Raw genomic sequence first — 25,660 nt, forward strand, 5'->3', positions numbered from 1 at the left:
GGACCAGTCTGCCGCACCCGCCCGCGCACACTGCGACCGGTCGTGCCCGGCGGCCGGCGGTCCGGCCAATTACCCTGCGTACATGACCAACACCCTCGGTGCGGTCGGCACCGCCGACTATGTTCTGCTCACCACCTTTCGCAAGGACGGCACTCCGGTACCGACCCCGCTGTGGGCAGTCGCCGAGGAAGGCAAGCTCTACGTCTGGACCGTCACCGATTCGTGGAAGGTCAAACGACTGCGCCGCAACGCCGAGGTCACGCTGCAGCCCTGTGATTACAAGGGGAAACCGCACGGCGAGGTGCTGCACGGCACCGGCCGCATCCTCGACGCGTCCGGCAGCGAGCATGTGCGCAAGTTGATCCGCCGCAAATACCGGTTCTCCGGTCCGCTGGTCGTGCTGGGCAGCACGCTGCGCCGCGGTAAGACGGGCACAGTCGGCATAGAGCTGACCGTGCGGGCTGATTCATCCACCGAGTAGCCGACCGGGACTCGGCTCATCGCCGGCCCGGGCCCGATCGGGCCGCCTTCTGTCACTGAAGCGGCCGCCGGGTCCGGGCCCCGGTCTTACAGTCGCACCACTTCAGTAGACGCGCCGACGATTATTTCGGCTGTGAATGCCGCAGCCGGTTGTCGTGAACGACTCGGCCCGGCGCCGCGAAGTCTCGACGACTTCGAAGCGACATGAGTGCAGGAGGGACCGGGGCGGTCGCCGTCCTTCCTTCCGGGCTCGCGACATTCACCGGCGTGCTCGGGCTCACCGGAGTGCAGCGCGGCGTCTGCCCAACGGAGCAATCACTTGTCCTATTCCGAAGGGCGCAGGTGTTCACCGCCCACAGGGCCCAGCCAGGCGGCGAGATCGTCGGCGGCGGCGAGTTCGGTGGCGAGTTCCGCTCGCTCGGATTCGGTCAGCGACAGTGCCGCCAGATCGGCGCGTCGCGCGTCGGCCTTTGCCGGGTTTTCCAGCGCCACAGCCAGTTCGGCGAGCGCCGCGTACGCCCGGGCCCGGTCGGTGCGGCTCGCGTCGGCCCCGTGGCGGCGCAGCCCGGCCTCGAGTGCCCGTTCCGCGGCTTTGTCGTCGTCCTTGAAATCCCGCAGGATACGGGCATTGTCGAGCACTTTCGCGAGTCCGGAAAGCTCGGCCGAGCCGCCGTATTCGACATCCTCCGCTCCGTCCACCTGAATGTAGGTGACCCAGTTGCCGTCCGGGTCGACCGTGCTGAACCGGGTCTGGCCCGGACGGAATCGGGTGATCCGCCCGGCCCCCTTGGCCGGCACCTTGCCGTATCGCTTCCGTAGTGCCGCGGTGAAATCGCGGTGCCGGCCCGCGACATCGTCGACCATGATCAGGCAGGTGGCGGTTTCCTGGGCCTGCCGTTCGTGCCCACTGGCCGGCGGCGCGTAGTAGTGGATCTCGCAGTCGTGCGCGCGCAATGCTCCATAGACATAGGGCTTGTGCTGTTCGTGCGTGACCGTGTACCCGAGCGTGCGCCAGAACTCGAGGGTGCGAGTCAGATCGTGGGTGGACAGTACGGGGACCGCGGTATCGCCCATGAGAACCCTCCAATACTCAATTTTGACTACCCAAAGTTAGTCGCAGCCACCCCGGTCGTCAAATTTGACTACCGTACTGTTCCGGTGATGGAAGGAGTCCGATGTCGGCGGTACGGCTACTGGTCCTCGGAGTGACACGGCGGCAACAGCCGACCCACGGTTACGCGGTCCGCCGCGAACTGCTGTCCTGGCGCGCGGACACCTGGACCAACGTGCAGCCCGGCTCCATCTATCACGCGGTCAAACAGCTCACCCAAGAAGGCAAACTCCGCACCCTCGGCACCGAAGGCGGCAGCCGCGGCCCGGGACGGACCCTGTTCGAGCTGACCCCCGAGGGCGAAACCGAATTCTTCGAACGCCTCGACACCGCGCTCACCAGTGTCGATATGGAGGAACTCGGCGCCGGCATCGCGTTCATGGATGCACTCCCTCGTGCCCAGGTGGTCGCCAAACTCGAAGAACAACGCACCCGCAGCGAAGCCGTCCGCAGAGACCTACTCGCCATGATCGCCGACTACCCCGGGCGCCACGAACCCCCGCACTTCCCCGACCTCTTGGAACTGTGGAGCGGAGTCTTCGACAATCTCACGGGCTGGACCTCGGGCGTCCTCGACCGTCTGGAACGCGGCGAGTATGTGCTGTCCGACGAGAAACCCCCACACACCGAGCCCTGAGCGGTCAGACCGGTCCGGGCGCGCGCTCCGGCGGGTACAGGAGGAATGGATTGAGCCCCGGCGGATACGAGGTAATTCCCGAGCCGGCAGCTGCGGCTATCGAGTCGACGATATTGACGAGTGGCATCTCGGACTACCTGCCGCTGATTCATCGCCTGCGGGAGGCCGAAGTACGGCATGAGGCCCCATGGGTACTGGATCTCCGGCCTCCGGGCCCACCTATCGCGTCGGTTCCTGTTCGCGACGGCCCACTACCGCTGGAAGCATCGGTGTTCTCGAACAGCGTCTATCGGGGGGACATACTGATTTGGGTGGCCGGCGGGCGTCTTTCGGGATTGGAATACGCCTGGATCACCGAAGCACCGCCGAGCCGCTGGCCGCAACCCCACGAGATCCGAATAACGCGCTGACGAGCCGGCCGACGGCCGGTCAGCTGCGCGGGCCGGGATCGACACCGTCGGCGGAGACCACGCGCTTCTCCAGCGCGATCGCCGAGCGCGGGGGTTCGTCGGTGTACCACTCGTCCACTACGACGCCGTCGACGATATCGGCGTCCACGACCGTCATCGACTGCCGCGGCATGGTCGCGGCGAGCTTGGCGACCCGGCGGGCGGCCAGGGCGGCGAGGACCGGACGGAACAGTGCTCGGGTGGGCGGGAGCAGCATGAGCAAACCCACCACCGAGCTGATCAGGCCGGGGACGAACATGAGAACACTGCCCAATGCCACCAGCGCACCGTCGGCGACCGCGGCGCCCGGGGTGATCTCCGCGCGGGAGGCGCGACGGAACTGTTCACCCACGCGCCGCCACTGGGAGCCGAGCAGCAGCATGCCCGCGGCGGAGCTGGCGATGAGCAGCAGGATCGCCGGGACCGCGCCGAGCCAGGAGACGGCGGCGGCGAAAACAGCGATCTCGACGACGAGATAGACGATGAAGCCGAGGGCAGGCAGGCGCGAGTCAGGCCCGGAGGCGGTAGCGGAGCGTGACCACGCAGGGCCCTCGCGCCTGCCGGATGGATACTGCATGGGCGAACCTTTCGGTCGGACTACTCGTACAACGCACGAGATGTCCGTTTTGCTCCCGGACCGGTCAACCGCCGGGCCGGACCAGCCCGGTTTCGTAGGCCAGCACAACCGCCTGGACGCGGTCACGCAGGTCGAGTTTGGTCAGCACCCGACCGACATGGGTTTTGACCGTCGCCTCGGAGAGGAACAACCGGCCCGCGATCTCGGCGTTCGATCGGCCCGCGGCGATTTCTTCCAGCACTTCCCGTTCCCGCGCGGTGAGGATATCCAGCACGGAAGGGTCGCGGGACGGGGCGGGCTGTTCGGCGATCAGGCGGTCGAGCAGGCGTTTGGTGACCTTCGGTGAAACCACCGCGTCCCCGGCCGCGACGCTGCGGATGGCGGAGATCAGGTCCTCGGGCGGGGTGTCCTTCAGCAGGAACCCGCTCGCCCCGGCGCGCAGCGCGCCCAACGCGTGTTCGTCGAGGTCGAAGGTCGTCATCACCAGCACCCGGGTGCCGTGCCCGGCCTCGAGGATCCGGCCGGTGGCGGTGACACCGTCGACCACCGGCATCCGGACATCCATCAGCACGATATCGGGTTTCAGTTCGGCGGCCTGGCTGATGGCGGTGGCGCCGTTCTCGGCCTCACCGACCACTTCCAGATCGGGGTGGGCGCCGAGCACCATCTTCAGGCCGACACGCATCAGTTCCTGGTCGTCGACGACGAGCACGGTAATCGGCACGGACACCAATGTAGTGGGGACAGCCCGTTATTCCGTATCCGGTGCGGGCAGCGGGATCCGGGCATACACCCGCCAGGCACCCTCCGGTGTCCGGCCAGCTTCCAGACTGCCGCCGAGCACCGCCATCCGTTCCCGCATACCTGCCAAACCCAGGCCGCTGCCCTGGATCCGGGTCTCCGGGTGCACCGGCACCCCACCGGAATCGGTGACCTCGATTTCGACGTCGCCGGTGTGCCGGTGCACCCGGACCCACGCCTTCGGATGGGCACCGGCGTGCCGGAGGGTGTTGGTCAGCGCTTCCTGCACGATGCGGTGCACACCCAGTCCGACCTCGGGAGCGAGATCGTCCAGTTCACCGGACAGTTCCAGTTCGACGGCCAGGCCCGCGTCGCGCATGAGCTGCGCCACTTTGGCCAGGCCCGCCGTGCCGTGCTGCGGTACCTGGTCGGATGCGTGTTCGGTGCGCAGCAACGCGACGGTGCGGCGCAGCTCACGCAGCGCCTCGCGCCCGGTGCCGGCAATGGTGACCAGGGCCTGTTCGGTGGTGTCCGGGGCGGTGCGCAGCGCATAGCGGGCACCGTCGGCCTGGACGATCATCACGCTCACCGCGTGCGCGACCACATCGTGCAGCTCGCGGGCGATCCGGGTGCGCTCGGCCGAGACCGCGTCGTGTGCGCGGCGCTCCCGCTCGGATTCGGCGACGGCGTGCCGGGCCGCCACTTCGGCGTCGTAGGCGCGCCGCGCCCCCGCGAACTCGGCCAGCACCCAGCAGAAGGCGAAGTAGATTACGACGAACGCCAGATCGCTGAGTTTGAACCCGGTCACCACCGCCATGCCGTAGGCGGTATCGGCGACCAGTGCCAGCGCGTACCAGAAACCTTCGCGGCGCCCCACATACGCCACGAGCGTGTACAGCATGATCCCGTGCCCGAGCAGCGCGGCGTGCAGGGTGGGGTCACCGACGATGAAGCCGATGGTGCTGGTGCAGAACGACAGCACCATGAAGGTCACCGCCATCGCCCGCGGATAGACCCGGCGCAGGGCGATCGGCAAAGGGAGCAGCACCGAGAACACCAGGAATGCCGCCGGATTCGCACTCTCGCGGGCGATCATCAGATCGAAGATCAGCAGGAGCAGTGCGAGTGCGGAATCGGCGACGACAGGTTTGTCTCGAAGCCACAAACTGAATCGGCGCACAAGCCCAGCCTAGAGCCGGGAAGCGGACAGGTTGCCGCAGCTACGTCCCGCACCTTGCCGGCCAGATCACCTGTTGCGCGATCGTGCCTGGCGATCTTGCGGCGCAGCTGCGTAGCTTCACGGTTGATCTGTGCCGAACTCACTACTGGAAGGCTTGATCATGAGTGCGATACTCGATTTCCTGGCCTGGTCGAACTGGCACATCTTCACGCTGTCGGCGTGGTAGCCCGGGGTAGCCTCGGCCCGGGCTGGTCCGCGCGCATTCCCGGTGACCCGGCTGTATATCCTCGCTTGTCGTGCACTCACCGTCTCCGCTGGTCGTAATCCTTTTTGCCGCCGATAGCCCGTTCGCATGACGGAGGTCACCGACTGGGTGGTGCTGTTGTCCGCGGCGACGGCGGCCGGCTGGGTCGATGCGGTGGTGGGTGGTGGGGGCCTGATCGTGCTGCCGATGTTGCTGCTGGTGGCGCCCGGGATCGCGCCGCAGACCGCGCTGGGGACCAACAAACTCGCCGCGGTGGCCGGTACGGCGACCGCGGCGGTCACCTTCGCACGGAAGGTTCCGCTGCAGTGGCGACTGCTGGTTCCGGCCGCGGCGCTGGCGGCGGTCACCGCGGCGGCGGGCGCGGCAGCGGTCTCCCTGATCGATCGCGATCTGTTCATTCCGATCGTGCTGGTGGTGCTGGTGGGGGTGGCGATTTTCGTCACGGCCCGGCCGTCGATCGGTATCACCTTGGCGACCCATCCGCCGTCTCGCCGCAAGGCGATACTGGTGATCGCGCTGGCCGCCGGCCTGATCGGCGCCTACGACGGCCTGCTCGGCCCGGGCACGGGCACCTTTCTCATCATCACGTTCGCGACCCTGCTGGGTACCGAGTTCGTGCGGGCCGCCGCGATGGCCAAGGTGATCAACTGCGGGTCGAATATCGGTGCCCTGCTCTTCTTCGGGTTCACCGGCCACGTGCTGTGGGCACTGGGTGCGGCCATGGCCGTGGCCAATATCGCGGGGGCGGTGGTGGGGTCGCGGATGGCGCTGGCCCGGGGTGCGGAATTCGTGCGGGTGGTGCTGCTGGTGGTCGTGGTGGCGATGGTGATCCGGCTGGGCTGGCAGCAGTTCGGCTGAGCCCCGCATTCCCGGCCGGTCATCCCGTCATACGGCGCCGCGGACCCCCTGGCCCGAAACGTCCTGATGCCCGTGGGATCCCGCCGCATCGGCGACCACCCCTGTCACCCGCTTCGCGATCCGGGCTACCAGGGTGCGCGGCCGCCGCGGCATCAGATGCGCGGCCGCGAAGTTCTGGCGGCCGAGAACGATATACCCCTTGTTACGCGCCAGCGCCCGCAACGAGGACTGCACGACTTCGGATGTCGTGCCCATCGAGCCGGTGACCGCAGCATCGCGGGTTGTTGACGAGCACGTCGATCGAGATACCTCGCGCGGCAAGTTCGGTCACGACCTGTTCGTCGGCCCCGGGTTCGGTCAGATCCTGGACCACCACCTCCACCGCGTCGCCGTGGCTGCCGCGCGACCACTGCGCGCCGATGCCGAACGCACCGTGCGCACCATCCTCGACGCCGCCGAACGCGTCCTCGGCCAGAACCCGAACGCGACGTTGGAGCAGATCGCCGAGGCAGCCGGGGTCGCGCGAACCACCGTGCACCGCCGATTCGCCGGCCGCGACGAACTCATCCGCACCATGGCGATCGAAGCGTGGCGGCGGATGGACGCAGCCGTCGATGCGGCCCGCCCGCACACCGCCCCACCGCTGGCGGCGCTGCACCAGGCCACCGCCAATATCATCGCGATCAAACACGGTGCCGCGTACGCCCGGACGGACACCGGCGCCGACAATCCCGGTGCCGTTTCGCTTCGGTTCGAATCCTTTCGCAGTCGAGGACGCTCTTATGCTTATGAGAGTCCGACCGAAACGAAGCAGCGCGATATTCCGCGCGCCCCGCTCACCGGCCGCTTCGGCAGATCGTCGAGGAGGTGGGGGCGTGGACCGTGGCTGGGCCGGTGAACAGCTTGTCCGAGCGGCCCAGCGCGGCGATCCGGAAGCGATCTCGGCGATCGTGCACGGGGCCCATCCGCATGTACGGCGGTTCGCACAGCATCTGTGCGCGTCGCCGGCCGATGCCGAGGACGCCGCGCAGGAGGCCTTGATCACGTTGTATCGCAAGATCGGCACCCTGAATGCCACGGCGGCTCTCGCGTCGTGGATGTTCCGCATCGTTCGCAACGAATGCCTGCGTCGCGCCCGATACGTGTTCGACGGTGGGCCGCATATCGTGGACGCCGCCGCGGAGATCGTCGCCTCCGCCGAGGACGAGGTCCTGCGCCGCCTCGACGCCGACCGGCTCACACAGGCGATCAGCGCCCTGCCGGATCTCCAGCGCCGAGTCCTGATCATGCGCGATGTGCTCGGCTACCCCGGACGTGCGACAGCCGATGCCCTCGGACTGAGCACCGCCGCAATGAAATCGCAGTTGCATCGCGCACGCGCCGCGATCCGGCACGACCTGCGCCCTACTCAGTGAACCGAAGGGAAGTTCCCATGCTCATCTCCGGATCCCCCGCACCCGACCTCGAACTCGAAGACACCACCGGGCAGGCCTGGCGGTTGTCCCGGCACCGCGGCGTGCACAACGTTCTCCTGTATTTCATGCGGTCCACATCGTGCCCTCTCTGCAACCGGCACGTTCGCGATCTCGTTGCTCAGCAAGACAGGTTCGACGACAGCAATATCCATGTCGCTGTTGTGGTGCCCGAGGGCCGCGGTCCGGGTCTGGAATGGAAGACCGAGCGTGGTATCCCGTTCCCCGTCTTGTCCGGCGCAGCGGCCGGCCCTCACGAATCGATCGGACTCACTCGTAAAGTCTTCGGTTCGATCCAGCAGTCCGGCACCGTCCTCGTCGACGTCGACGGCATCGTCCGGCACGCTCACGGTGCCACCCTGCCCCTCAACAGTTACGGCAAGAAAGGCCTCGCCGCCGCCATCGATTCCTTGCGCAGCCGCACGATGATGTGACGATCGAGCAGTCGCCGGGAATGTTCCGCGGTTGGGTAAGTTGGTCGGGGTGAACATGGCGACGTCCACCGAACCCGGCGGGCACACTTCCGGGCACGATATCGATCCCGAATTCGCGGATCTACCGCTACGGAGTCTGACCGATGCGGCGCTGTCCGCGGCCCGCGCGGCGGGTGCCGAGCATGCGGATCTGCGGGTGCACCGGCTGTGTACACAGTCGATCCGGTTGCGGGACGGCCGGGTGGAGGCGTTGACCGATACCGTGGAACTGGGTTTCGCGGTACGGGTCATCGTGGACGGCACCTGGGGTTTCGCCTCGCATGCGGTCTTGACTCCGGAGACCGCCGCGGAGGTCGCGCGGTCCGCGGTGACCGTCGCGACGAGCCTGCGGGCGCTGAACCGGGAGCGGGTCGCCCTGGCGGACGAACCCCGCTACGACAATGCGCGCTGGGTCTCGGCCTACGAAATCGATCCCTTCACGATCCCGGCCGCCGACAAAGTAGCCCTGCTGCAGGACTATTCGGGCCGTTTATCGGCCGCCGACGGCGTCGATCACGTCACCGCGACCCTGTTGCAGGTGAAGGAACAGACCTACTACGCCGACACCGCGGGTTCGGCGGTCATCCAGCAGCGGGTGCGCCTGCAACCTCAGCTGGAGGCGATCACGGTCGATACCGCGTCCGGCGCGTTCGAGACCATGCGGACGCTGGCGCCGCCGGTCGGGCGCGGCTGGGAATATGTCACCGGCGCGGACGGTGTGTGGGATTGGCATACGGAGCTGAGCCGGATCCCGGAGTGGCTGGCCGAGAAGGTGAAGGCCCCGACCGTGACGCCGGGCCCGACCGATTTGGTGATCGACCCCACCAATCTGTGGCTGACCATTCACGAATCCATCGGGCACGCCACCGAATACGATCGCGCCATCGGCTATGAGTCCGCTTATGCCGGCACCTCGTTCGCGACGCCGGATCTCCTCGGCACACTGCAGTACGGAACGCCGGTGATGCATGTCACCGCCGACCGGGTGCAGCGGCACGGTCTGGCATCCGTCGGCTACGACGACGACGGGGTGGCCGGGCAGCGCTGGGATCTGGTGCGCGACGGCGTCCTGGTGGGATATCAGCTCGATCGCGTGTTCGCTCCCCGCCTCGGTTTGGCGCGGTCCAACGGCTGTTCCTACGCCGATTCCCCGCATCATGTGCCGATCCAGCGGATGGCGAATGTGTCCCTGCAACCGGACCCGCAGCGCGACACCACTACGCAGGAACTGATTTCGCGGGTCACCGACGGTATCTACATCGTGGGCGATAAGAGCTGGTCGATCGATATGCAGCGCTACAACTTCCAGTTCACCGGCCAGCGGTTCTTCCGGATCCGCAACGGCGAACTGGACGGACAGCTCCGCGATGTGGCCTATCAGGCCACCACCACGGATTTCTGGGGTTCGATGGAGGCGGTCGGTGGCCCGTCGACCTGGCAGCTGGGTGGCGCATTCAACTGCGGTAAAGCGCAACCGGGGCAGGTGGCGGCCGTCAGTCACGGCTGCCCGTCGGTTCTGGTGCGCGGCGTGAATGTGCTCAATACGCGGACGGAGGCGGGGCAATGACGGCACTGACGGGTGCGGGGGTGCTGCCCGCGAACGCGGTGGTCGAGCGGGCGCTCGGGTTGTCGCGGGCCGACGAGGCGATGGTGATCGTCACCGACGAAGCCGAGGCGTCGTTGCGCTGGGCCGGTAATTCCATGACCACCAACGGCACTTCGGTGGCGCGGCGCTGGTCGGTGATCTCGGTACTGCGCGACGGTCCGCGGTCGGCGCGGGTGGGCAGTGTGGCTTCCACCAGCGTGGATCCCGCCGATATCGAGGCGGTGGTGCGGGCGAGCGAAGACGCCGCCGCGGCCGCCGAACCCGCCCGCGACGCCATGCCGCTGCTCGACGCGCAGGGTTCGGCCCCGGACTGGGAGCAGCCGGGCGCGGGCACCGGTATCGAAGTATTCTCCGGTCTGGCCGCCGATCTGGCCGCCGGGTTCGACGGCGCCGACCGGCTCTACGGTTTCGCGCATCATCAGGTGCACACCACCTGGCTCGGCACCTCCACCGGTATCCGCCGCCGCTACACCCAGCCCACCGGGTCGGTGGAGATCAACGGGAAACGCGGCGACGGCGCGGATCTGGCCAGCGCCTGGGTGGGCGCCGGGACCACGGATTTCCGTGATGTGGACACTCCCGGCCTGCTCGGCGAACTGTCTCGGCGACTCGACTGGTCGGCGCGGCGGGTGCAGCTGCCGGCGGGGCGGTACGAAACCCTGCTGCCACCGTCGGCGGTCGCCGATCTGCTGATCTATATGTACTGGTCGATGGAGGGCCGCGGCGCGCACGAGGGCCATACGGCGTTCGCCGCCCCGGGTGGTACACGAATCGGGGAGAGACTCACCGATATCCCGTTGACCCTCAGCTCCGACCCCGCCGCGCCCGGCCTCGAATGCCTGCCGTTCGTGGCCACCCAGGCGTCCTCGGAAACGGTGTCGGTCTTCGACAACGGGATGGCCGCGCAGCGCGCCGACTGGCTCCGCGACGGCGCGATCGCCGATCTGGTGTATCCGCGCGCCACCGCCGCCGACTACGCCACCTCCCCCACGGTTCCGGTGCAGAATCTGCTGCTCACCGGCGGTTCGGCGGCGAGCCTCGACGAGATGATCGCCCGCACCGAACGCGGTCTGCTGCTCACCACGCTCTGGTACATCCGCGAAGTCGACCCCACCACCCTGCTACTCACCGGGCTCACCCGCGACGGGGTGTATCTGGTGGAGGACGGGGAGGTGACCGCGGCGGTGAACAATTTCCGCTTCAACGAGAGCCCGCTGGATCTGCTGCGCCGGGCCACCGAAGCCGGGGCGACCGAGCAGACACTGCCCCGCGAATGGAAGGACTGGTTCACCCGGACGGCCATGCCGCCACTGCGTATCCCGGATTTCCACATGTCCTCGGTGAGCCAGGCGACCTGAGTTCCTCGGATCGAGTCGCTCGACTTCGATCACGACCGCTCCGCAGACGAGGGAACGGCCTGCCGAGGGCAGCGGACCGGCAGCGCCACAGCGACCGGTTACCTCTCGGCGCGCGGATCACAGCTCGAACCGATCGTGCGCGCCCCGGGGCGCACGAGCCGATCGGCGTGATGGTCGGCCCGCGAGGTCGGTCCGGCGGTCCTGGCGCCCCTGCCTCGGCGTTCATCGGCATACCGATGATTTCGCGGTGGGCGTGCAGTCGCCGCGCCCGATCAATCGGCGAGGGTGAGCACCTGCGGCCCGTCCGGGGTGATCGCGATGGTGTGCTCGGAATGCGCGGTGCGTGATCCGTCCGCCGAGCGGATGGTCCAGCCGTCGGGGTCGGTGACGATCCGGTCGGTGGTTTTCGCGAACCACGGTTCGATCGCGATGGTCAGCCCGGGTTTCAACGGGAATCCGCGGCCCGCCCGGCCGTGGTTGGCGACGTGCGGGTCCTCGTGCATGGTGCGCCCGAGTCCGTGACCACCGAATTCGGTGTTCACCGGATAGCCGTGGGAGCGGGCGACGGCGGAGATCGCGGCCGAGATATCGCCGATCCGCTTACCGGGCTGCGCTGCCTCGATCGCCGCCGCAAGGGCTTCTTCGGTGGCCTGGACCAGGCGCTGATCCTCGGGGTCGGGTGTGCCGACGATGACGGTGGTGGCGGCGTCGGCCACCCACCCGTCGATACTCACCGCCAGGTCCATGGTCAGCACATCGCCGTCGCGCAGTGCGTAGTCGAACGGCAACCCGTGCAGGACGGCATCGTTGACCGACAGGCACACCGTATTGCGGAACGGCCCACGCCCGAACGACGGCGAATAGTCCCAGTAGCAGGATTGCGCGCCCCGCTCCCGGATCCTATCCCGCACAATCCTTTCCAGCTCGAGTAGATTCACCCCGATCGCTGCCTTCGCACGCAGTTCGGCCAGGGTCTGCCCCACGAATTCCCCCGTCACCCGCATCTGCTCGATCTCCTCGGGCGTTTTCAGCTCCACCATCACAACCTCCATCGATCACCGGTATTTCAATACCAACCCTTGCGGTACTTTAATACCACTTCTAAGCTGAGGTCCATGGTCCGCCTCCCCCTGACCCCCGCCCAGATCGAAGCCGGCCGCCGCCTCGGTGTCCGGATCCGGACCGCCCGCGCCGACCGCGACCTCGGCGAGGTCGCCCGCTCCGCCGGCATCTCCCCGGAAACTCTGCGCAAAATCGAAACCGGCCGCCTGCCCTCCCCCAGTTTCGGCACGGTGGTCTCGCTGAGCCGGGCCCTGCAACTACCGCTCGACGAGCTCGCCGGAATCTGGACCGCAGACAAACTCGCCGAATCCGCCTGATCGATTCCGAAGAGGCGGCGGGCAGCCTCAGCCCATCCGAAAAGCCCGCCGGTAGGCGCCGGGAGTGGTGCCGACCTGGGCGCGGAAGCGGCGGCGCAGGTTGACCGCCGAGGCGAGCCCGACACGGACAGCTATCGCCTCCACCGGGAGATCGGTTTCCTCGAGCAGTGTGCGAGCCTCGACAACCCGGCGCGCCAGCAGCCACGCGCCCGGGCTGATACCCAGCCGGTCGGCGAAGCGCCGGGCCAGGGTTCGCTGCGAAACACTCAGATATGACGCCATATCACCGACCGACAGTGACGACCCCAGCCGTTCACCGGCCCATTCGAGGAGCCCGTCGAGCGCATCCCCGGGCGGTGGCGGCGGTGCGTACTGCGCCTGGCCGCCTTCACGATGCGGCGGCATCACCATATGCCGTGCGAGAAGAGCGGCATGCGCGGCACCGTGGTCCTTCCGGACGAGATGCAAACACAGGTCGATCCCCGCGCCGGCCCCCGCGCTGGTGGCGATATCGCCGTGGTCGACGTAGAGCACATCCGGCTCCACCCGGATTCGCGGGAATTCCTGCGCGAGTTGCGCGGCCCGCGCCCAGTGCGTGGTAGCCGACCGCCCGTCCAGCAGCCCGGTGCGGGCCAGCGCGAACACTCCGGAGCAGATCGTCACCAGCCGTGCCCCACGGGCGTGCGCCCGCACCAGCGCGCGTCGCACCGGTGCGGACAGCGGCGCCTCGACCGGAGACCACCCGGGGATGAGCACGGTATCGGCATGGGCGAGTGCGCCCAGGCCCCGGTCGACCGATATCGCATATCCGGCCGTCGTCGGCACCTGCCCGGGGACTTCCGTGCAGACCTCGAACTCGTAGTACTGCGGCACCCCCTCCCGGACGGTCCCGAACACTTCCACGGCGCAGCCGAGTTCGAACGTCGACTGCACCGGCCGCACCAAGGCCACCACACGATGCATGGCAGAAAAGTACCCCATAGTGTCATTCGGGACACTTTCCGTGCTCCGACTCCCGCGGCACTGTGGACCCTATGCACTCCGAGATCCTCACCCAGCCCGGCTACACGTCATCGGCCGTGACCGATGCCCCGGTGCGTGAACTGTTCCCCGGAATCCGGCAGCGACCACTGTGGCGCGGACCGTCCGACGCCCACGCTCAGGTACTGGAAATGGACCCCGGCACGTCCTGGCCGCACCGCGATATCCACGAGCCCGGCCCCGAAGAGGTCTACGTGGTCGCGGGCACGTTCAACGACGGCGCCCGCGATTATCCGGCGGGCACTTTCCTGCATGCCCCCGCCGGATCGTGGCATGTACCGGCCACCACGACCGGCTGCACACTGTTCGTCTTCTACCCGGAGGGCTAGACCGCGACCACACCCCGGCCGCCCGTCACCTTCCCGCCCGCACCACCAGTGCGCATTCCCTGAGTTCCCTCAGGCGACGGTGAGTACATCGTCGAGCGTCACCAGCGACAGATTGCGTTCTCGGATGATGTCCACCAGTTGCCCGTAGCAGCGGGTGACGGGCGCGAAGTTGGCGTGCCCGATGACGATCGTCTGCGGATTGAAGTATTTACGCGCGCATTCGACCAGATATTGCTCGGTGATGAGCCCGGAATCCGACAGCGACCCGTACCACATCACCGGCACGGTATAGCCGAGGTCGGCGGCGATCCGGTCCACGGTCGCATTGTGCCGGCCGAACGGCGGCCGATAGTAGGGGCTTCCGTCGATACCGAATGTGTTGCGCAGGAAGAGTTTGCATCGGGACAATTCGTCGGCCACCGCCGATTCGGACAGCGCGGTCAGATCGGCGTGATCCCAGGTGTGGTTGGCCAGCTGGATCTGCCCGGATTCCACCAGCGGGCGGAGTTCGTCGCGATGCGCTGTCCACGCCGGGTAATAGGCCGTAACGAAAAAGGTGAACCGCGCCCCGGTGTCTTTCGCGAAATCGATGTACGCGCCGACGACTTCCTCGCTCGCGCCGTCGTCCACGGTGAGCGCCATACAACTCCCCGGTCCCGGCAGCGCCGTAATGGTGGCGGGCGGTATGGCCGTCTTCGGCCCACCGGGCGGGCCCGGAAGCAACGCCGGACGAACCGGCGCCTGCCCGGCCGCCTCCGGCGCATCCGGGACCTCCGCGGCCGCGGGATCACCCTGCGCCGCACTGCATCCGGTCAGCGCCATCGCCGTCCCCGCAGCTAGCATCGACAACATAGACCGCCTGTCCATCGCCACCCCGATCACATCGCATCGCGCTACCGAGAAGACCTACCGACCTGCTGATATGCGATCGGCACTCTACCGGCGCAGGCAGTGAATCCCGCGAATCGCCACGCAGGTGAGGCCGTCTGCGCGCGGCCTCCACCGGGCACTTACCCAGGTCGCTCAGGCGGCAGATCGGGCCGACAGCCGGAGCCGGGCCAGCACGGCCCGATGATCCGAACCGGGAATGGTGAAGGTTTCTATATGGTCGGTGGTTCCCTCCGCCACCAGGATGTGATCGATACCGATCACCGGGCCCCAGGATCGGCCGTTCGGATAGGTGAGCATCCTGCCCGCGCCTGCTTGTTCGGCCGCGGCAGCGAAACGGCCGCTCACGAGCTTGCGGAAGGCAGCGTGATCGCTGGTGGCATTGAAATCGGCGCCGACGACCGCCGGTCCGTCAGTGGCCTCCAGAATGGTTGCGGCAGCAGCTAATTCCTTCAGCCACACCCTGTGGTCGATATTCGGGGGCAGCGGATGGAACGCGAAAATCGTGACCGGACCGAGTGCGGGATGAGTGAGCGTGGCAGACAGGTTGGCCATGACGAATTCCTGGTGGCGGACCGTATCCGACAGCGGGAACCGGCTGTAGATACCGGTTCCGCCGCCCCCGAGGCCCGGGTCGAGGTAGTGGTACGGGAGCAGTGAGTCGATACCTGAAGTCGTCAGCCTCGAGACCGAATCCGGGGTGAGTTCGTCGACCGTGAGGACATCGACCTGCTGTTCCCGGACGGCCGCGACGACCGCACCGGTATCGGCACCGCCGAACAGCAGGTTCGTCTGCAGGACTGTCAGTTCGGTCCCGGTGGCGGCGTTGCTGTCCGGCACGTACAGCGGGACCTGCGTCCACAGCACACCGGTCAGCACGATTCCGGCCGCGACGGCGCTGCGCCAGCCTCGGGCGAACAGGAACAACAGCAGCGCCGCCAATGCACCGAGCATCAGGTAGGTCGCCCCGGACGCGAGCAGGATGAACTCGCGCCGCTGCCAGCCGCCCAGGTAGAGCACGATACCGGCCAGCGCGGCGAGCAGCGCACACCACCCCGCGCCGAGCAGTATCCGGCGGAACACCCCATGCCTCATACCGGTCAACCTATCCGCTGCGGTTGTGAAATCCTTTCCGCGGTCTTACGCCCGCCTCAGCAGCCGGGAAACGCCCGCCGAGGTACCTCTGAGGTAGCGGGTCAGGTCAGGAGCCCTACTGCTGGGACGATCAGGGACGTGGACACCGCCATCGAGATCGTGTTTCCGATGAAGGGGTGGAAATCGGCCGGGAGACGCTGGGATATCGGCCGGGCGATCACCGGGCAGAGCAGGGCGCCCGCCGCTGCACCGAGCGCGATCGAAAGCATGCTGCCGTTGTAGGCCAGCACGGTCGCAGGAGCAACCGAGACGACCGAGATGTAGGTCGGGGCCCAGCCTCCGCCCCGGTACAGGTGCCGCCAGACGATGATCCCGATCGTCGAGGTCAATGCCTGCGCGAACAGGATATGTGGCAGCAGTTCGGTTCCGTAGCTCGGGAACATCGGGTTCAGGAGTACCGCGAGCACGACGCCCAGGATGACGCCGAGGCTGGCGAGTTCGTTGGCGTAGAACTGGGTTTCGGTGAAATCGGTGAGTACTCGCCGGATCATCCACACTGCGTCGGTCCGGACCGTGGGCGAACGTCCGGGAACGTCGGCGACATCGGCCGGTCCCTGGTCGTCGTCGGTCTGGGCCTGTGGAACCGGGCGTTTCATCCATGGCAGATACCGGCTCACGACGAATGCCATTGCGGCCCCGATGGACATCGCGGCGGTGTTCGCCACGACATCGGGAAGGCCGGGCGGCCCGGTGACGAATTCGATGAGGAGCATCGCGACGGGCGTGGTGAGGACGCCGAGGAGGGCGCCGGTGAAGAACACCGGCCAGCCGCGTCCGTAGACGAGCACCACCGATGTCGCTACACAGACGAAGGGGACGAACGTTGGTTGCCAGCCTTCGTCGAGTAGCCAACCGAAAGCCACGTTCGACAACAACAGGCTCAGTGCGGCCGAGCCCAGGATCCATGGCCACAAGCCGCTGCCGTAGGAGATCGGCGTTCCCGCCCAGCGTTTGCACCGGGCACCGGCCCACCACGCGATAGCGGCGCCGAGCAGCAATCCGAGCGAGGCGGTCCAGGATTTGTAGAACTGCGGTTCGGTGATATCGCCCAGGAACCACTGGATCCTGGCCACAGGATCGTTGGGCAGGCTGGTCAGCCATTCGGCGTAACTGGGGCCACCGGTGCCCAGATGAGGGGAAATCGCGGAGAGCGCGACGGCAAGGAGCCCGAAGGCGCCGACCATCGCTGCTCCGCCGAGGAGAAGGCCGGGAAGCGCCAGTTCTCGGCGTGGCGACGGCGCAGGCACCGGCGCGGCAGTCGTTCGCTGCAGGTCTGAGGCGGTCATGGGTAGCTCTTCGAATGCCGTCGCCTAGCGAGCAGCGGGCTTTCCGCCGGTGTAACCCAGCAGGGTGTCGTACAGGTCGGTCCTGCGGTCTCGGGGAAGATCGTTGAGCTCGTTCCAGACGACAGCGGAACGGGACTCGACGATGTCGAGGTCCGCGTAGAGAATGGTTTCCGACTCCGCGTCGGCGATGGCGCCGGCCGGCCAGCCGTTGACACCGGTGATCAACGAACAGCCCAGGAACTTCCCGCCACGTTCCTCGCCGACTCGATTGGCTGCGACGATCGGGACATTGTTGACATGTGAGGCGGACATCGTGAGGTACGAGGCCATGCAGCGGCCGGCGTCGTCGAACAATGGCGGTGGGGTGAACACCCAGTTGTTGACCGAACAGATGACGTCGGCGCCCTGCGCAACGAGGATTCGGGCGACCTCGGGGAACCAGATGTCCCAGCAGATCAGCAGCCCGATCCGCCCGATCTTCGTATCGAAGACCGGGTAGGAATCACCCGGGGTGAAGATCAGCTTCTCGCGGTTCCACAGGTGTGTCTTGCGGTACTTGCCGATGAAACCGTCGGGGCCGATCAATACCGCGGTGTCGTACATCGCGACACCGTCGAGTTCGGCGACCCCGGCGACTATGTAGGCGTTGTGCTTACGCGCAGCATCGATCCAGGCCGCACACGCCGGGCCGGCCGGGACGGGCTCGGCGTGGGCATACGCCTCCTCGCGGGTATCGAACGAGTACCCGGTGCCGGCCAGCTCCGGCAGTACGATCAGCCGGGCGCCGTTCGCCGCCGCGTCCGCGATCAGTCGCAGGGTCTCGGCAATGTTGTTGTCCTTGTTGTCCAGTCCGACCTGGGGATCGAACTGGATGGCGGCGGCGCGGATCGCGCTGACGGCGGGGCGGGTCGGTGAACGCATGAACTCTCCTTGCAGGTGAATGGAATGGGGTCAGCTGCCACCGAGGGAGGCGGCGGCCTCGGTCCGGACATCTGTGTAGCGCTCGGGTTCCGCAGCGAAGGCCCGGGCAATGGCGGTCGAGTCGGCGCCGGCGGCGAGCAGGGCGGCAAGGAGGACGCGCGCCTGACTCGGCCGGAGCAGGCCGGTCGGCACAGCCCCCGCGGCGACCAGATCGGCGGCCCCACCGCCGCCTCCGTAGACGGGCCGGATGGGACCCGCGGATACCCGAGACGACAGCAACACGGGGATTCCTGCGCGCACATGGTCGGCGACAGCATCGGCGACGTCCGCGTTCGCATTGCCGTATCCGGTGGCCTGCAAAACGATGCCGTGCGCACCGGCACGTACATGGGCGTCGATCGCTGTGCGATCGGCGCCGGGGTAGATCGCGACGATGTCCACCCGCAGGCCGGAGAGCGAAACCGGCGTGCTCAGCGCCGTCCGCGCGCGCCGGAGCTTGGTATGCACTCGGACGGTGCCGTCGACCACGGTTCCCACGGGACCGTGATCCAGGTCCGAGAATGCCGCGGTCGCGCTGTTGTGCACCTTGCGAGTACCGCGTGCCGCGTGGACGATCCCGTCGAAGGCCACGAGCACTCCGAGGCCGCGCGCGTCCATCGATGCGGCGACCGCGACGGCGTCACCGAGATTGCGGGGACCGTCTCCGGCCGGATCGTCGAAGCTGCGTTGCGCGCCGGTGAAAACGACCGGCCGTGGGTCGGCGTGGAAGCAATCGACGAGCATCGCCGTCTCCTCCATGGTGTCCGTCCCGTGGGTGACCACGATCCCGCAGGTCGTGGGGTCCGCCAACGCTGCTCCGACTTCGGCGTTCACACGGTCCATATCTGCAAACGTCATGGCATAGCTGTTGACCGTCATCGCCTCGACCACGCGGGTCTCGACCCCGGCGTGTGACGGTGAGACGGCCAGCAGGGCAGCCCCCGATGTCGTGGCAGCCTTGACGCCACGCTCGTCGGCAGTGCTGGCGATCGTGCCGCCCGTGGTGATCACAACAACTGTTCGCATTTTGCCCAATCGTTTGCGCCAAACGTTTGTGCTAATATACCCAGCAACATGGATCACGGCAATGCCCGGGTATTGCGGTGGCCGTTCTCGGTAGTCAGATCAGTTCCGGAAGGTGGTGTTCGGTTGCAATCCGGCGCGCAGGAGCTCCCCCACTTGGACGATTCCGGACGACCGACTCTCCGGACAGTCGCCGAGTTGGCCGGCGTGCATGTGTCGACCGCGTCGCGCGCCTTATCGCCCAGTCTGCGGCCCGGAGTCCGGGTGGCGTCCGAGGAAACGATGCGCCGTATCCGCCGTATCGCGGACGAACTCGGCTTTGCACGCAACCCGCATGCCGCGGGACTTCGCACCAGTAGAAGCAACCTCGCCGGCGTGCTCGTCCCGAAACTGACCGATATCGTGCTGGCCACGATCTACGAGGGCATCGACGATGCCGCCCGCAGGCTCGGCTTCCAGACCTTCGTGGCCAACACCCTCGACCGCGACCGCGAGCGGCAGGCCGGGGTCGAGATGTTTCTTGCCCGGCGCGTGGACGGGCTGATCCTCGGGGACGCGCGAGTCGAGGACTCACTCCTCGACTCGCTGTCCGATCGTCAGATCCCATTCGTGTTGGTGAGCCGCCACTCCGGGGCTCATCCCGCCGTCACGTGTGACGACTACGAAGGTGGTCGCATCGCGGCGCAGCATCTGCTGGGGCTGGGGCATCGGGATGTCGCGATCATCGCCGGTGAGAATTACGCGAGTACAGCCGTCGATCGAGTCGCGGGATTCGTCGAGACCTTCAGCGCGGCAGGCCATCCGATTCCGGCGGGCCGGATTGCCCAGTCGGCTTTCGATGTCGGCGGCGGACGTGAGGCAGCTCAGCGGGTCCTGGCAGAGTCACCCCGCCCGACCGCAATCTTCGCCGTCAACGATTTCGCGGCGATCGGTGCGCTCGGAGCAATCCGCGCCGCGGGACTCGGCGCCGGACGCGATATCGCGATCGTCGGATACAACGACACCCCGTTGGCCGGTGAACTTCCGATTCCGTTGACCTCGGTCCGGTCGCCGATGCAGCGGATGGGCCAGGAAGCCATGGAGATGCTCGTGCAGCAGATCAATGGCGGCCCTGTCGAGTCCAGGCGCCTGACTCCCACGCTCTCGGTCAGGGAGAGCACGGATCCCGCCACCGGTGACGCGCCCGGCTCTTGACTTTCCACCCGTAACCACAAACATTCGCTGAAGGGAATCCGTGACGACTACATATGCGGTAGCACCGTGGGCTCTGGCCCGCTCATGGCTGCTCATTCCTGCGACGGATCCGAAGGCACTGACACGAGCGTCCGCGTCTGCCGCCGACATCGTCGTCATCGATATCGAGGACGGGATTCCCGAGGGGCGCAAGAAGATGGCTCGCGAGGTCGCCGGCTCCTGGCTCGAGAACGGTCGCGCATGGGTTCGGGTGAACAGTCGGTCGACCGAATTCTGGGAGCAGGATCTGGCAGGTCTGCAGCGTGCCCCGGGCCTCGAGGGCGTCATGCTGGCCAAGACCGAATCGGCCGGCCAGATCACCGACACTGTCGCTGCGCTCGGGCGTGAACTCCCCGTTATTGCCCTGGTCGAATCCGCTCGCGGCCTCGCGTATGCGCCGGAAATCGCCGAAACGCACGGCGTGGTACGAATCGCCTTCGGCAGCGGCGACTTCCGCAGGGACACCGGATCCGGCGACAGCGCCATCGCATTGGCATTCGCCCGTTCGCAGCTGGTTGTGGCCAGCAGGGTCGCCGGTATCGCCGCGCCCATCGACGGACCATGCATATCCGACGATCACGGACAGCTCCAGGTCGCCGCGCGTCTCACCGCGGACATGGGTATGACCGGAAAGCTGTGCCTGCACGAACGTCAGGCAGAAGTGGCCAACCGAACGCTGAGTCCGGATGCCGACGAGGTCGCCTGGGCGACGGCCGTCGTCGCCGAACTCGGCGCCGACGGTAGCGGAATTCAGGATGGCAGCGACCGTCCGGCGCTGGCCCGGGCACATCGGATCCTCGAGGTCGACCACGCACTCGAATACCTCGGATGGAAGCATCAGTACATCGATCCAACGCGTTGATCGGGTGCGGAGCCCCCGCACAGCACCCAACCGTGCCCTCCCCTCCTCCCGCTGACCGGGGCCCCGAGGACAGTACTGCCGAATGCCGGCGGGGCGCTGCTGGGTTACTGTACGAACCGTGAGACCGCTGCCGCCGGGGACCGTATTCGCCGGTTACCATATCGAGCGGTTGCTCGGGGCGGGCGGCATGGGGAGCGTCTACGCGGCTCGGCATCCACGTTTGCCGCTCACGGTCGCACTCAAATTGCTGCACCCTTCGTTCACCGCGGATCCGGGTTTCCGCGCACGTTCGAACGTGAGGCCGAGATCGCGGCGCGACTGGATCATCCCCATGTGGTGGCCGTGCACGATCGGGGCAGTTCCGACGGCGTCCTGTGGATCGCGATGCAGTACGTCGCCGGTACCGATGCGGGCCGGGCGGTCCGCGACGGAGCGCTGCCCATCGGCCGGGCCCTGCGCATCGCGGCGGGTACGGCCGATGCCCTGGATCATGCGCATGCCACCGGGTTGGTGCACCGTGATGTGAAATTAGCGAATATTCTGCTGCGCGCCGCCGATATCTCCGCGTTTCCGCACGGCACTCTGCAGGAGCATGTCCTGCTCGGCGATTTCGGGATCGCCAAGGCTGTCGCCGAATCCACCGCATTGACGGAGACGGGCGCACTGGTGGCGACCGTCCGTTACGCCGCGCCGGAGGTGCTGTCCGGGGTGCCCGCGGGTCCGGCGTCGGACCAGTATTCGCTCGCGTGCACCCTGTTCCATCTGCTCACCGGCCGGCCACCGTTCGACGCCGACAACACCGGCACCCTGGTGACCGCGCACCTGATTCACCCGCCACCCCGCAGTAGCGCGATACGTGCCGGACTGCCTCGGCCTTGGACGATGTGTTCGCGATCGCTCTTGCCAAGCAACCGCACGACCGGTTCCCCTCGTGCGGCGCCATGGTCGCGGCCGCCCGATCGGTTCTCGAGGCTGCCGAACGGGACCGGTCGAATACCGCGGTCACGGTCCCGGCGATGCCCGGGAGTACCCACTACCCGACCTCCACGGCGGTGACCGAATTCCGGCCGCGGCGTCAGCGTTCCGGCCGGAAATGGCTCCTGGTTCTCCCGTTGATCCTGGCGCTGATCGGCGTGAGCACCGGCGTCTTGTACGCGCTGAACACGGGTTCGGCCGGTACACCCGCACCTGATATGTCGCCGTCCTAGCCGGCCACTGCTGCCGCGGCGTCCGGGACGCCCGCACCCGAGCAGCAACCCACCGACACCGCGGTGACCTACGAGGTGACCGGTGATGCGGATGCCACGGTGCTGAGTTACGTCGACGCCAAGGGCCAGGCGCAGCAGATCCTCAACGCGGAGGTGCCGTGGAGCCTCACGTTCCAGGCATATTCGTCCGTCGTTCTGGCGCATGTCAGTGTGATCACCAAGGGTAATGAGGCCGGCTGCCGGATCACGGTGAACGGCGAGGTGAAAGATGAGAAGACCGCGACCGGACAGTACTCGGCGGCCCGGTGCGCGGCCGGACCCCGGCACCGCTCGGTCCGGCGCCGGCCGAGGGCCAGGCCGATATCACGTACGAATTGGTTTCCGACGTGAGTTGAGTTCGGTGTCCTATACCGACGGCAATACATTTCAGCGGCTGCAGAACGTCCCCGCACCGTGGCAGACGACCGTGAAGAACGGCGATCTGCCCCAGGTGAATTTGATTGCCATGACGAAGGGGGCCGAGGTCACCTGCCGTATCAAAGTCGACGGCGCGGTCCGGGCCGAGAACGTGGCGCGCGGAACGAACGCGATAGTCACCTGCCAGGGCTGGCTGGCCGGCGGCTGAACAGCACGGTGAGGTGCGCGAGGCAGCGTTCCAAGGTCGTTGTTCGACGGTGGCCCGGCGGCCGGTAGAACGATCACCGCCCGACTTTCGAGGAGTTGCGCGGTGATCGTGATCCCGGCCGGTCACAGTGGCCGGTGGCCGCGGTGGCGACGAGCCCGGCAGCCGACTGCGCTCAGTCCGATACGGCCACCGGTTCGCGATGATCGGCAGGCACCGGACGCGAGCGCAGCAGGATCAGGCCCAATAGCGCGGCCGCGAGACTGAACCCGGCACTCACCCACGCGCCCACCGAGACCGCATCGGTGAAGGCCGATTTCGCGACGTCGGCGTAGCCGAGTTCGAAGGCGGCGCCGATGGACTCCCGCGCTGCCGCCGGGGCCCCGGCCGGCATCCGATCGGTGAACACACCGGCCAGCACGCTGCCCAGGATCGCGATACTGAGGGCCATACCCACCTGCTGCAGTGTGTCGTTGAGCGCCGAGCCCACGCCCGCGTGCCGCAGCGGAATGGTGTTCATGATGGCGGTGTAGGCGGCCGGCCCGGCCAGGCCGCCGCCGATACCCATGACCAGCATGCTCACCAGTACCCACAGATACCCGTCGCCGATGGCGAGGACGGTGAACGCCACGGCCATCACAGCCAGACCGGAGACGATGAGGGTTTTGTTCGGCAGGTTCTTGCCCAGGGTGGCGCCGACACCGTTGAACACCGCCCCGGCGAGGGCATACGGCAGCAGCGCCAGCCCCGCCTTCATGGGCCCGTAGCCGAGGACGAATTGCAGGTACTGGGTGAGCATCAGCATCACCGCGCCCATCCCGAACACCATCAGCAGCACCGTGGCGCAGGTGCCGGTGAAATCCCGGTTGGCGAACAGGCCCAGCGGCAGCATCGGATGTTCCTGCCGCCGCTCCCACAGCACGAACGCGACCGTCGACGCGATCGCGAGCGCCAGGCCCGCGATATTCCACTCGCGCTCGATGATCAGGTAGACCGTGGACCCCAGGGCGACCACCGACAGCACCACGCCCACCAGGTCGATGGGGCGTTGTTCGCCGGTGGTTTCGGGCATGAGGGCCAGGGCGGCCACGATGGCCAGGACGGCCACCGGGATATTGAGCAGGAACACCGATCCCCACCAGTAGTGCTCCAGTAGCAGACCGCCCAGGACGGGTCCGGCGACGATACCGAGGATCGACACGGTGGACCAGGCGGCCAGGGCCATCCGGCGTTCGGTCTCGTCGAAGGTGGTCATCAGAATGGACAGCGTCGAGGGCATGAGCAGCGCCCCGCCGAGGCCCATCACCGCGCGGGCGGCCACCAGCTGCCACGGCTCGGTGGCCACCACCGCCGCCAGCGACCCCACCGCCAGCACGACCAGACCGAGGATCAGCATCCGCCGGCGCCCGAACCGGTCCGAGAGGCTCCCGGCGGTGAGCAGCAGGCCGGCGAAGACCAGGACGTAGGAGTCGAGGATCCACTGGATATCGGCGGGGGTGGCATCCAGCTCACGGATCAGTGAGGGGATCGCGATATTGAGCACGGTGCTGTCGATCATGAGCACCAGCAGGGATAGGCACAGCGCCGCGAGGATCAGCCACCGGCGCGGGTCTCGTACAGTGTTCGATTCCACTCGCACACTGTACGACCAGATCGAACATTGTGCGAGCGGGGCTAGGATCGACTTGTGGCCAAGAAGTTCGACTCCGTATGGACCCGCGCATCCCGGCAACCTCGGTCGTCGGGCCTGACCAGGGATCAGATCGTGCAGGCAGCGATCGCGCTGCTGGACGAAGAAGGCCTCGAGGCGTTGAGCATGCGCAAACTCGGCGCACGCCTCGGCGCGGGCGCCACCAGCCTGTACTGGCATGTGGCGAACAAGGACGAGCTGCTCGAGCTCGCACTCGACGAGTTCTGGGGCCTGGCCGGCGAGGGAGGCGGGCTGGACAAGCCGGGCGACCTGCGCGAATCGCTCACCACCTACGCCTACAACCTGCGGGCCGTCCTACTCGCCCACCCGTGGGCGGCCGCCCTCATCGGCCGGCTCCCGAGTTTCGGGCCCCGGGCATTCCGGCTCGGCGAACAACTGCGCCGGATATTTCACGAGGCCGGTTTCCGTGAGCTGGATGTGTATCTCGCGGGCGGCACGGTGAACAGTTACGTTCTCGGCCAGGTCGTTCCGATCATCGCCATGGAGAAGGCGCATGCCGGCCCGGTTCGGGGCGCCGATGTGCTGGAAACCCTGGACGAGCTGGCCGCGGACTATCCGGAAATGCGCGCCGACTACCACACCGTGATGCCCGAGGATTCGACGATCGGTCAGGCAGTCGGCTTCGACTTCGGGCTGGTCTGCGTGCTGGACGGGCTGGAAAACCGGCTGCGTACGCAACCGGACGTCGATACGGTGTCCCGCGAAGCCGGCACCACCGGACCGGCGTGAGACTGTTCCGGACCGTCACCGCAGAAA

At 67.3% G+C, this 25,660-nt stretch carries 30 protein-coding genes; 17 read left to right on the top strand and 13 right to left on the bottom strand.

What is annotated here, in order from left to right:
- Window positions 1-82 precede the first annotated feature (82 nt).
- Window positions 83-481 carry a PPOX class F420-dependent oxidoreductase gene (locus QH196_RS10995; protein ID WP_033242382.1) on the top strand — a complete coding sequence of 133 codons (399 nt, stop codon included), beginning with the start codon at window positions 83-85 and terminating at the stop codon, window positions 479-481.
- Between the two features lie 323 nt (window positions 482-804).
- Here QH196_RS10995 and QH196_RS11000 read toward each other — a convergent pair whose 3' ends face one another.
- Complete coding sequence (locus tag QH196_RS11000) at window positions 805-1,554, bottom strand: glyoxalase (protein ID WP_280415660.1); 750 nt, start codon at window positions 1,552-1,554, stop codon at window positions 805-807.
- A 101-nt stretch (window positions 1,555-1,655) separates the two neighbouring features.
- Here QH196_RS11000 and QH196_RS11005 point away from each other — a divergent pair, with 101 nt between their 5' ends.
- Window positions 1,656-2,228 (top strand): PadR family transcriptional regulator, encoded by a 573-nt coding sequence (locus QH196_RS11005; RefSeq protein ID WP_280415661.1) that lies wholly within the window; start codon window positions 1,656-1,658, stop codon window positions 2,226-2,228.
- Window positions 2,229-2,657: 429 nt separating this feature from the next.
- Here QH196_RS11005 and QH196_RS11010 read toward each other — a convergent pair whose 3' ends face one another.
- The 3 genes from QH196_RS11010 to QH196_RS11020 all read right to left on the bottom strand — a co-directional run bounded on the left by QH196_RS11010 (window position 2,658) and on the right by QH196_RS11020 (window position 5,175).
- On the bottom strand, window positions 2,658-3,179 hold the full coding sequence (locus tag QH196_RS11010; RefSeq protein ID WP_280415695.1) for an FxsA family protein: 522 nt from the start codon (window positions 3,177-3,179) through the stop codon (window positions 2,658-2,660).
- A 139-nt stretch (window positions 3,180-3,318) separates the two neighbouring features.
- Window positions 3,319-3,978 carry a response regulator transcription factor gene (locus QH196_RS11015; protein WP_280415662.1) on the bottom strand — a complete coding sequence of 220 codons (660 nt, stop codon included), beginning with the start codon at window positions 3,976-3,978 and terminating at the stop codon, window positions 3,319-3,321.
- Window positions 3,979-4,005: 27 nt separating this feature from the next.
- Window positions 4,006-5,175, bottom strand: coding sequence for a sensor histidine kinase (locus tag QH196_RS11020; RefSeq protein ID WP_280415663.1), 1,170 nt, complete (start codon window positions 5,173-5,175; stop codon window positions 4,006-4,008).
- 352 nt (window positions 5,176-5,527) lie between these two features.
- Here QH196_RS11020 and QH196_RS11025 point away from each other — a divergent pair, with 352 nt between their 5' ends.
- Complete coding sequence (locus QH196_RS11025) at window positions 5,528-6,298, top strand: TSUP family transporter (protein WP_280415664.1); 771 nt, start codon at window positions 5,528-5,530, stop codon at window positions 6,296-6,298.
- 27 nt (window positions 6,299-6,325) lie between these two features.
- Here QH196_RS11025 and QH196_RS11030 read toward each other — a convergent pair whose 3' ends face one another.
- Window positions 6,326-6,553 carry a hypothetical protein gene (locus QH196_RS11030; RefSeq protein WP_280415665.1) on the bottom strand — a complete coding sequence of 76 codons (228 nt, stop codon included), beginning with the start codon at window positions 6,551-6,553 and terminating at the stop codon, window positions 6,326-6,328.
- Window positions 6,554-6,560: 7 nt separating this feature from the next.
- Here QH196_RS11030 and QH196_RS11035 point away from each other — a divergent pair, with 7 nt between their 5' ends.
- Genes QH196_RS11035 through QH196_RS11055 form a run of 5 tightly spaced genes read left to right on the top strand, consistent with a single transcriptional unit; the run spans window position 6,561 to window position 11,207 of the window.
- A complete protein-coding gene (locus QH196_RS11035) occupies window positions 6,561-7,196 on the top strand; it encodes a TetR/AcrR family transcriptional regulator (protein ID WP_280415666.1) in 636 nt (211 codons plus the stop codon).
- Window positions 7,174-7,713 carry an RNA polymerase sigma factor gene (locus tag QH196_RS11040; RefSeq protein ID WP_280415667.1) on the top strand — a complete coding sequence of 180 codons (540 nt, stop codon included), beginning with the start codon at window positions 7,174-7,176 and terminating at the stop codon, window positions 7,711-7,713. Before QH196_RS11035 ends, QH196_RS11040 begins: the two co-directional genes overlap by 23 nt.
- A 17-nt stretch (window positions 7,714-7,730) precedes the next feature.
- Window positions 7,731-8,204 (top strand): peroxiredoxin family protein, encoded by a 474-nt coding sequence (locus tag QH196_RS11045; protein ID WP_280415668.1) that lies wholly within the window; start codon window positions 7,731-7,733, stop codon window positions 8,202-8,204.
- 55 nt (window positions 8,205-8,259) lie between these two features.
- Window positions 8,260-9,810, top strand: coding sequence for a TldD/PmbA family protein (locus tag QH196_RS11050; RefSeq protein WP_280415696.1), 1,551 nt, complete (start codon window positions 8,260-8,262; stop codon window positions 9,808-9,810).
- 20 nt (window positions 9,811-9,830) lie between these two features.
- Window positions 9,831-11,207 carry a metallopeptidase TldD-related protein gene (locus QH196_RS11055; protein WP_432279471.1) on the top strand — a complete coding sequence of 459 codons (1,377 nt, stop codon included), beginning with the start codon at window positions 9,831-9,833 and terminating at the stop codon, window positions 11,205-11,207.
- Between the two features lie 272 nt (window positions 11,208-11,479).
- Here QH196_RS11055 and map read toward each other — a convergent pair whose 3' ends face one another.
- Window positions 11,480-12,247 (bottom strand): type I methionyl aminopeptidase, encoded by a 768-nt coding sequence (gene map / locus QH196_RS11060; protein WP_280415670.1) that lies wholly within the window; start codon window positions 12,245-12,247, stop codon window positions 11,480-11,482.
- 75 nt (window positions 12,248-12,322) lie between these two features.
- On the opposite strand from map, the gene QH196_RS11065 reads away from it, so the two are divergent.
- Window positions 12,323-12,586, top strand: a complete 264-nt coding sequence (locus QH196_RS11065; RefSeq protein WP_280415671.1) for a helix-turn-helix transcriptional regulator — start codon at window positions 12,323-12,325, stop codon at window positions 12,584-12,586.
- Between the two features lie 27 nt (window positions 12,587-12,613).
- Here QH196_RS11065 and QH196_RS11070 read toward each other — a convergent pair whose 3' ends face one another.
- On the bottom strand, window positions 12,614-13,549 hold the full coding sequence (locus tag QH196_RS11070) for a helix-turn-helix domain-containing protein (protein ID WP_280415672.1): 936 nt from the start codon (window positions 13,547-13,549) through the stop codon (window positions 12,614-12,616).
- A 71-nt stretch (window positions 13,550-13,620) separates the two neighbouring features.
- Between QH196_RS11070 and QH196_RS11075 the strand changes: the two genes are divergently transcribed.
- Window positions 13,621-13,956 (top strand): cupin domain-containing protein, encoded by a 336-nt coding sequence (locus QH196_RS11075; RefSeq protein ID WP_280415673.1) that lies wholly within the window; start codon window positions 13,621-13,623, stop codon window positions 13,954-13,956.
- A 69-nt stretch (window positions 13,957-14,025) separates the two neighbouring features.
- Here the strand turns inward: QH196_RS11075 and QH196_RS11080 are convergent, their stop codons facing one another.
- The 5 genes from QH196_RS11080 to QH196_RS11100 form a co-directional block, all read right to left on the bottom strand.
- The gene (locus tag QH196_RS11080; protein WP_280415674.1) at window positions 14,026-14,808 is read right to left on the bottom strand and encodes a polysaccharide deacetylase family protein; all 783 of its coding nucleotides are present in this window, start codon (window positions 14,806-14,808) and stop codon (window positions 14,026-14,028) included.
- A 171-nt stretch (window positions 14,809-14,979) separates the two neighbouring features.
- Window positions 14,980-15,939, bottom strand: a complete 960-nt coding sequence (locus QH196_RS11085) for an endonuclease/exonuclease/phosphatase family protein (RefSeq protein ID WP_280415675.1) — start codon at window positions 15,937-15,939, stop codon at window positions 14,980-14,982.
- Between the two features lie 101 nt (window positions 15,940-16,040).
- On the bottom strand, window positions 16,041-17,285 hold the full coding sequence (locus QH196_RS11090) for a hypothetical protein (RefSeq protein WP_280415676.1): 1,245 nt from the start codon (window positions 17,283-17,285) through the stop codon (window positions 16,041-16,043).
- 24 nt (window positions 17,286-17,309) lie between these two features.
- Window positions 17,310-18,206, bottom strand: a complete 897-nt coding sequence (locus QH196_RS11095; protein ID WP_280415677.1) for a nitrilase family protein — start codon at window positions 18,204-18,206, stop codon at window positions 17,310-17,312.
- A gap of 30 nt (window positions 18,207-18,236) precedes the next feature.
- Entirely contained in the window at window positions 18,237-19,271 is a 1,035-nt protein-coding gene (locus tag QH196_RS11100; RefSeq protein ID WP_280415678.1) for an asparaginase, read from the bottom strand.
- A gap of 153 nt (window positions 19,272-19,424) precedes the next feature.
- On the opposite strand from QH196_RS11100, the gene QH196_RS11105 reads away from it, so the two are divergent.
- The 6 genes from QH196_RS11105 (at window position 19,425) to QH196_RS11130 (ending at window position 23,196) form a co-directional block, all read left to right on the top strand.
- Window positions 19,425-20,462 carry a LacI family DNA-binding transcriptional regulator gene (locus tag QH196_RS11105; RefSeq protein WP_280415679.1) on the top strand — a complete coding sequence of 346 codons (1,038 nt, stop codon included), beginning with the start codon at window positions 19,425-19,427 and terminating at the stop codon, window positions 20,460-20,462.
- A gap of 40 nt (window positions 20,463-20,502) precedes the next feature.
- On the top strand, window positions 20,503-21,363 hold the full coding sequence (locus QH196_RS11110; protein ID WP_280415680.1) for an HpcH/HpaI aldolase/citrate lyase family protein: 861 nt from the start codon (window positions 20,503-20,505) through the stop codon (window positions 21,361-21,363).
- A gap of 333 nt (window positions 21,364-21,696) precedes the next feature.
- On the top strand, window positions 21,697-22,419 hold the full coding sequence (locus tag QH196_RS11115; RefSeq protein ID WP_280415681.1) for a serine/threonine-protein kinase: 723 nt from the start codon (window positions 21,697-21,699) through the stop codon (window positions 22,417-22,419).
- Entirely contained in the window at window positions 22,380-22,571 is a 192-nt protein-coding gene (locus QH196_RS11120; RefSeq protein WP_280415682.1) for a hypothetical protein, read from the top strand. The genes QH196_RS11115 and QH196_RS11120 overlap by 40 nt, the downstream gene beginning before the upstream one ends.
- Window positions 22,572-22,634: 63 nt before the next feature.
- Window positions 22,635-22,961, top strand: a complete 327-nt coding sequence (locus tag QH196_RS11125) for an MmpS family transport accessory protein (protein ID WP_280415683.1) — start codon at window positions 22,635-22,637, stop codon at window positions 22,959-22,961.
- A gap of 10 nt (window positions 22,962-22,971) precedes the next feature.
- Window positions 22,972-23,196 carry an MmpS family transport accessory protein gene (locus QH196_RS11130; protein WP_280415684.1) on the top strand — a complete coding sequence of 75 codons (225 nt, stop codon included), beginning with the start codon at window positions 22,972-22,974 and terminating at the stop codon, window positions 23,194-23,196.
- Between the two features lie 172 nt (window positions 23,197-23,368).
- Here QH196_RS11130 and QH196_RS11135 read toward each other — a convergent pair whose 3' ends face one another.
- The gene (locus tag QH196_RS11135) at window positions 23,369-24,826 is read right to left on the bottom strand and encodes an MFS transporter (protein WP_280415685.1); all 1,458 of its coding nucleotides are present in this window, start codon (window positions 24,824-24,826) and stop codon (window positions 23,369-23,371) included.
- A gap of 54 nt (window positions 24,827-24,880) precedes the next feature.
- On the opposite strand from QH196_RS11135, the gene QH196_RS11140 reads away from it, so the two are divergent.
- The gene (locus QH196_RS11140) at window positions 24,881-25,633 is read left to right on the top strand and encodes a TetR/AcrR family transcriptional regulator (RefSeq protein WP_280415686.1); all 753 of its coding nucleotides are present in this window, start codon (window positions 24,881-24,883) and stop codon (window positions 25,631-25,633) included.
- The last annotated feature ends 27 nt before the right edge of the window (window positions 25,634-25,660 follow it).

The sequence above is a fragment of the Nocardia carnea genome, from assembly GCF_029868325.1.
Classification (GTDB): domain Bacteria; phylum Actinomycetota; class Actinomycetes; order Mycobacteriales; family Mycobacteriaceae; genus Nocardia; species Nocardia carnea_C.